1 protein-coding gene is annotated in these 635 nt (G+C 60.8%); it reads right to left on the minus strand.

Features of this window, described 5'->3' with window-relative positions; translation table 11 throughout:
• Positions 1-635, minus strand: a 635-nt coding sequence (locus HU811_RS27110; protein WP_186659196.1) for an OprD family outer membrane porin, incomplete at both ends; no start/stop codon positions are given.

Here is a 635-nt window from a genome sequence, read left to right on the forward strand (position 1 = left end):
CCGATGGGCTGGCTGTGGGTCAGGTTGAAATATTTTTGCTGGTAGATGTCCGACAGTTCGGCGTACCAGACGCCGACTTGAGTGCGCTTGTCGTTGAAGGCGTATTCGCCGCCGCCGAAGTTGAAGCGATCGGAGAGGAACGCACCACGACCGTTCATGGACATGTCTTCCATGCTCGCGTCGTTGCGCATGCTGTTGGCGCGGAACTGGCCGCCGTAGAGGCTCAAGCCGTTGATCTCGGTGGAGGTGACCTGACCGCCGCGGAAGGTCTGCGGCAGGGAGCGGCCGTCGTCAGAGCGCAGGATCGGCAGCACCGGCATCCATTCGCCGACCTTCAGTTCGGTTTTCGACACTTTGGCCTTGAGCGCGACGCCCAGGCGACCGAAGTCATCGGCCGGGTGACCGCCATCGTGGACCGGCAGCAAACCGGTATTGGCAGTGCCACGGCCGCCATCGAGCTTGACCGAGTACATGCCCAGCACGTCCATGCCGAAGCCAACCGTGCCCTGGGTAAACCCGGACTTGGCGTCGAGAATGAAACTCTGGGTCCATTCCTCGGCTTTGCCTTGAGCGTTGTTCGGGTTGGTGAAGTTGCGGTTGATGTAGAAGTTGCGCAGGTTGAGATTGACCTTGGC

Origin of the sequence: Pseudomonas tehranensis (genome assembly GCF_014268615.1) — a bacterium.
Taxonomy (GTDB): Bacteria; Pseudomonadota; Gammaproteobacteria; order Pseudomonadales; family Pseudomonadaceae; genus Aquipseudomonas; species Aquipseudomonas tehranensis.